The sequence below is a fragment of the Kineosphaera limosa NBRC 100340 genome, from assembly GCF_000298215.1.
Taxonomy (GTDB): domain Bacteria; phylum Actinomycetota; class Actinomycetes; order Actinomycetales; family Dermatophilaceae; genus Kineosphaera; species Kineosphaera limosa.
Genome location: NZ_BAHD01000130.1, coordinates 1 through 5,430 on the forward strand (window position 1 = coordinate 1; position 5,430 = coordinate 5,430).

Genomic DNA, 5,430 nt, shown 5'->3' on the forward strand with positions numbered 1-5,430 from the left:
CTGAGGAGGTGGCGCGCCCACTGTGAGCCACCGGCGCAATAGGCCCTCCCCGGCATCGTCCACCTCATGACGGACCTCCGGGCTCCGGCACGGCCTCCGTCGGCAAAGCGCTTTGCCAGGATCACGCAGCGGCGCAGTCCATTGAGCCAGCCCGGCTATCGGCCTCCGGCGCGTTCAGAGTTGTTGTATCACTGCAGTTCAGGGGTTGCTACCGCTGCGAGGGCGTCGGGCCTGTCGCCGTCACCCTCGAGCCTGACCCCGGTGCCGTCGAACCCCCACCCATTCCAGTCAGGTCGCGGCCGAGCAGGAAGGCAGCGTCCCTCCACACCTCTGCGGTCTTCCCTTTTGAGAGTGCCTGGCTCGCCTGGAACGCGGATTGCGTCTCTCCCTGGTTCCGGGCGTCGGCTGCTGCCGTCGCCAGGGCCAGCCGGGGTCCGTCCGAGTTGGGGTCGAGGTACCATTTACCGTCGCGCAGAAGCTGCTTGACAGTCGCGAGGCTGACACCAAGCGAAACAGCGATGTTCTCTCGGGACTCGCCGCTTCGCTGGTACTCGACCGCGGTCAGGGCGCGATGGAAGCGGTCGGCGCGCGATGACTCGTTCGACAAGGCGCCAGCGCGCCCCGTCGAGGTCTCGCTTTGCGTCTTTTGGCTGCTCCCGTTTGGCGTCGTGGGGGTCAGGTGAGAGAACTTGTCCGGTCGCCCTAGCGCCACGGCCGCTTTCACAAGGTCGCGAATCTCGGTTTTGGTGAGCACCTCGTCCTCTATGGCAGCTTGGTAAATGCTGTCCAGGAGTTGGTCGTTGAGCGCAACCACCTGGGCTGCCCCTAGTCCTGCCGCCCCGGCGATTCTGGCCAGCTCGCGGGCCTCATCCCCGATGATGCGTCCATCGGCTAGGGCGTCAGACAAGGCTTCGAGGTAGCTGCTCGCCTGGGCGTCGTTTGCCTCGGCGGCGCTCATCGGGAGCCGGTCGAGAAGAGATGTCATCCAGCCGTTGGTCCCCTTGCGAAGCGCGACGGCCCTGGTCACGGGTCGGACTTTTCTGGCCGGGGCATGCGCTGCCAAGCCTGTGGGGGGTGGCGTGGCGTACACAAGCGGTTGCGACACCTCGTGAAGCAACAGGGGCAGCAAGGCACTCGTTGCTCGCATGTCTCCGAGGGCGGCGTGCTTGTCGACCAGAGGGATTTGGGCGTACCGGCATAGTGTCCCGAGCCGGTGATTCGGCGTGGGCATCGTGCGCTGCGCCAACCACAACGTGCATAGGGCCGGCAAGGGTGCTGTCGGGTGCACGCCCGCGCGGCGGAACTCGGAGGCCAGGAACGCTTCCTCGAAGGTGGCGTTGTGCGCCACGATGACAGCACCCTCTAATCGCGCCAACAATTCTGGGACGATTTCGGCGAACGTTGGAGCGTTCCGCACGGCGTCGTTGCTGATGCCGTGGATGAACACGGGCCCGGTATCGCGCCCTGGATTGATCAACGTTGCGAACTCGTCCTGAGTCTGCCCGTTACCGTCCACCAGTGCGATCGCTACCTCCACCACGCGGTCCCCGCCTCGTGGGGAGAGGCCGGTGGTCTCGAAATCGATCACTGCGTTAGGGCCATCATGCTCAAGGCCAGAGATCGATCGTCCTTGAGGCCCGGCGTAGGAAAACAGCGGACCCCGCATGTGCGCCTCGGCGAAGGGGATCTCACGATGTAGGTCCAGTGGCGGCACGACGTGCGTGTGCGCAGCCGCCTTTACTTGATGGGTCCGTGGCCTGGTTGTCACGCCTGGATGCTGCGGGGGCGCCGAGGAAGGGGGAGGATCTGGGGGCGTCCGCAGCTGGGCGGCTGCATGATTGGAATTCTGGCGCGTCCAGACCCGAGGGGTGACGCCCTGATGTCCCCGTCGCTTGGCGTGTGACCGACGCCCCCACAGCCACCACGCGACGGCAGCGAGGACAACAAGGACCACGATCGTTTCCATCGTCTGCACTCCCTATGTGCTGATGCGTGTGCGTGGGATGCACCCGTCGAGCCTATGAGCTGTCAAGGGGCGCTGATTCAGGTGTCGATGCGTGCGATCTCGGCGTAGAGGGCCTCGGCGAGGTCGGAGAGGCCTCCGGAGCCGCCGGAGGCGTCGGCTACGGCGGCGACCTGGGTCTCCAGTTCTTGGACGAGTTCGTGGAAGCGGGTGATGGCGGCGGCGGTGGCGGCGGTCGCCGATCGGGCGGCATCGACCTGGTCGGTGATGCGCCCGACGGTGCGGGCGGTTTCCTCGGCCAGGGTCTCGACCTCGCCGGCCACGACGGCGAATCCCTCGCCGCCTTCGGCGGCCCGCGCGGATTCGATGCGGGCGTTGAGAGCGAGCATGCGGGTCTGTGCGGCGACGCGTTGGACGAGCTCGACCGTGTCTTGGATCTGCGCGCTGGTGGTCTCGAGCTGCTCCACCGTGGCGCGGGCGGCCCCGACTTCTGAGGCGGCGGCACGCACGGCGGTGGAGGCCTGCGCCGCGGAGGCCTCGAGTTCGGTCGCGGCACCGGCCACGGACGAGGAGATTTCGGTGGAGGTGGCGACGAGTTGGGCGCGGGCCTGGTCGTCACGACGAGCGCGCTCGTCGACTTCCTTCATGCGCGCTTGTGCCGCGTTGATGCGGCGGGCGCCGCTCTCGAAGGAGCCGGGCAGGCCGAATGTGAGCAGGTGGCGATGGTAGCGGCCGGCGGAGGCGGCGTCCAGGGCCGCCTGGGATTCCCGGACGAAGGCGTCGGTCACGTCCAGGAAGTGGTTCACGCCGTGGGCGACCTGGGCCAATGCCTCGTCCTGGGGGATGGCGAGGATGCGGGCCTCCAGATCGCCTTCGCCGGCGCGGGCGAAGACCGATCCCAGGTCCGACAGCAACGTCTCGGCCGCTGCGTGGTGGACCTCATCAGAAGTCCGCCCTTGCGCGCCCTGCGGTTGCGGGGGACGTCGCAGCCGTCTCACCGGTGCCCCGCAAGGGAGTGGTCGTTGATGAGGTTCCAGATGAAGCGGTCGTAGGTGGTCTCGCGCTCCTGCAGGTGGGTCAGCAGGGTGTCCCGGCCCGCGCGGGCGGCATCGACGGCCCGGTTGTGTCGCGCCTCGGCGGCGAGCATCCGCTCGTACAGCGGCGTGACTGCCTCGATCGGTGCTCCCCTGTGCGCCAGGCTGAGGTGAGACACCACTTCTGAGTTCCTTCCCTTTGCACGGGGCGGAGAAGCGAGACACCTGATGACGATGACGTTGGCAGACACGACCCGGATCGACGATGGGGTGATGACCCCCAGAGCTGACCGTCCGAAGCGGCGCACCTTCACTGCCGAGTACAAGTTGAGGATCGTGGCCGAGTACGACGCTGCGGAGCATGGCGCGCGTGGTGCGATCCTGCGGCGAGAGGGCCTGTACTCCTCCCACATCATCGAGTGGCGCAAGGCCGCTCAGGCCGGCGCGGTGGGTGCGCTGGGTCCCAGGACCGCGGAGCGTCGTGACCGGGAGATCGAGCAGCTCAAGGCACGTGCGGAAAGGGCCGAGGCCGAGCTCGCCCGGACTCGGGCGGCGTTGGACATCGTGGGAAAAGCACACGCGCTCTTGGAGACGCTCTCCGAGAGCACGGGCACGCCGAAGCCGCCGCCGCGGTGATCAACCCCACCGTGGACGAGCTGGCTGAGCACACGAGCATCAAGCAGGCGTGCGACCTGCTGGGCCGTGCCCGAGGCAGTCACTACCGCGCCAAGAAGCCCAGGGTGCACGGGCCCGCAATGAGGCGCCCGACGCCACCCAACGCGCTCACCGACGCCGAACAGGCCGCGGTGCTCGCGGAGTTGACCAGCGAGCGGTTCGTGGACAAGGCGATCGCGCAGACCTGGGCGACTCTGCTCGACGAGGGCACCTACCTGTGCTCGATGTCCACCATGTACCGGATCCTGCGCGCCAACGGCGCCGCCGGCGAGCGACGCCGCCAGGCCACCCACCCCCCACGGAAGAAGCCCGAGCTGCTGGCCACCAAGCCCGGGCAGATCTGGAGCTGGGACATCACCAAGCTTCGCGGCCCCGGCCGCGGGGTCTGGTTCCAGCTCTACGTTGTGCTCGACATCTTCTCCCGCTACGTCGTGGGCTGGACCCTTCAGAACGGTGAGGACTCCCAGATCGCCACGACGATGCTCGAAGAGGCGATGGGCGTCCACGGCATCCCCGAGGCGGTCCACGCCGACCGGGGCACCTCGATGACATCGAAACCGGTGGCTCAACTGCTGCTCGATCTCGGCGTCGACCGGTCCCACTCCCGGCCACGGGTGTCCAACGACAACCCGTTCAGCGAGGCCGCGTTCAAGACCCTGAAGTACGCGCCCGTTTTCCCCGACTCCTTCGGGTCGCTGGCCGACGCGAGGGCGTTCTGCGAGGCCTTCTTCACCTACTACAACCACGAACACCGTCATTCCGGGATCGGCCTGCACACCCCGGCGTCCGTGCATCACGGCACCGCGACCCAGATCCGCGCCCACCGCCAGGCCACCCTGGACGCCGCTTCGGCGGCCCACCCCGAACGATTCGGCAACCGCCGACCCCAGGCACCGAAGCTGCCAAAGGCCGCGTGGATCAACCAACCCTCACCGGAGGCCCTCATACAGACCGCGTAACGATACGTGTCTCAAACTGCTTGACATCTTCCGCTCGGGCCGGACGGCGTCGATTCGAGTGGTACCCCACGATGCGCCCCTTCGGGTCGAAGGTCGCCGTCACGTGCGCGAGGACCCAGTAGTTGGCTCCGTCCGCGGCGAGATTGTTGATATAGGCGAAGACTTCCTCACCGGTTGCGATCGTGTCCCACAGCAGGCTGAAGAGTCCGCGCGGCATCTGGGGGTGGCGGATGATGTTGTGGGGCTGCCCGATGATCGCTTCCCGACCGTAATGAGAGATGTTGAGGAATGTCTGATTCGCGTAGGTGATGATGCCCTTGGGGTCGGTCTTGGAAACGATCAACTCGCGCGAGTCGAACGATCGCTCCTGCCCTGTCGGGGTCACCCGGACCGTCGTCGCCATGTGTCGCCCCGGTGGCTACGGGAGCCGGTGTGTCGGGCCGGAGAGCGATTTCGCGTGCCTGGCGAGGTCGTCGATGTTGCGCCGCCACTGTTCGTTCGGCACCTCGTACAGGTCGCGTTGAGCCAGCTCCTGGAGCGCCCGCATCGCGTCGACCACCGCCTCCAGGTTCACAGGCTCTCCCGCACTGATCCGGTCTGCGATCCCTCGGTACTCATCCGCCGCTGCGCGGAACGCTTCGGTCAGCGCGCGGTAGAAGTCCATGTCCGACATGTGTCCTCGGGAGCGGAGGGTCTGGTCGAGCATCACGACGCTGGGGGCGTTCTCGTTCATGCTGGCCTATCGGCATCGGTCGGATTCACCCGAGGTGAGCCATAATTGGCGCTATTAACTTTTAAG

Annotated in this window: 7 protein-coding genes; 2 read left to right on the forward strand and 5 right to left on the reverse strand. The window is 67.0% G+C overall.

Features of this window, described 5'->3' with window-relative positions; all coding sequences use genetic code 11:
* Positions 1 to 208: 208 nt before the first annotated feature.
* From KILIM_RS21450 to KILIM_RS24255, 3 genes are all read right to left on the reverse strand, one after another.
* The gene (locus tag KILIM_RS21450) at positions 209 to 1,714 is read right to left on the reverse strand and encodes a 3'-5' exonuclease (RefSeq protein ID WP_157551886.1); all 1,506 of its coding nucleotides are present in this window, start codon (positions 1,712 to 1,714) and stop codon (positions 209 to 211) included.
* Between the two features lie 329 nt (positions 1,715 to 2,043).
* The gene (locus KILIM_RS24250) at positions 2,044 to 2,877 is read right to left on the reverse strand and encodes a methyl-accepting chemotaxis protein (RefSeq protein WP_006594866.1); all 834 of its coding nucleotides are present in this window, start codon (positions 2,875 to 2,877) and stop codon (positions 2,044 to 2,046) included.
* 80 nt (positions 2,878 to 2,957) lie between these two features.
* A complete protein-coding gene (locus KILIM_RS24255) occupies positions 2,958 to 3,176 on the reverse strand; it encodes a hypothetical protein (RefSeq protein WP_169330785.1) in 219 nt (72 codons plus the stop codon).
* 49 nt (positions 3,177 to 3,225) lie between these two features.
* Between KILIM_RS24255 and KILIM_RS24785 the strand changes: the two genes are divergently transcribed.
* A complete protein-coding gene (locus KILIM_RS24785) occupies positions 3,226 to 3,633 on the forward strand; it encodes a transposase (protein ID WP_006594868.1) in 408 nt (135 codons plus the stop codon).
* Entirely contained in the window at positions 3,630 to 4,631 is a 1,002-nt protein-coding gene (locus tag KILIM_RS21470) for an IS3 family transposase (RefSeq protein ID WP_006594869.1), read from the forward strand. Before KILIM_RS24785 ends, KILIM_RS21470 begins: the two co-directional genes overlap by 4 nt.
* Here KILIM_RS21470 and KILIM_RS21475 read toward each other — a convergent pair.
* Complete coding sequence (locus KILIM_RS21475) at positions 4,615 to 5,034, reverse strand: PAS domain-containing protein (protein WP_006594870.1); 420 nt, start codon at positions 5,032 to 5,034, stop codon at positions 4,615 to 4,617. The genes KILIM_RS21470 and KILIM_RS21475 overlap by 17 nt on opposite strands.
* 15 nt (positions 5,035 to 5,049) lie before the next feature.
* A complete protein-coding gene (locus KILIM_RS21480; protein ID WP_157551887.1) occupies positions 5,050 to 5,295 on the reverse strand; it encodes a hypothetical protein in 246 nt (81 codons plus the stop codon).
* Positions 5,296 to 5,430: the final 135 nt, after the last annotated feature.

Bases quoted from the DNA above. Each gene is read 5' to 3' on its own strand.
- KILIM_RS21480 (WP_157551887.1), bottom strand. From the start codon at position 5,295: ATGGACTTCTACCGCGCGCTGACCGAAGCGTTCCGCGCAGCGGCGGAT.
- KILIM_RS21475 (WP_006594870.1), bottom strand. From the start codon at position 5,034: ATGGCGACGACGGTCCGGGTGACCCCGACAGGGCAGGAGCGATCGTTC.
- KILIM_RS24785 (WP_006594868.1), top strand. From the start codon at position 3,226: ATGACGATGACGTTGGCAGACACGACCCGGATCGACGATGGGGTGATG.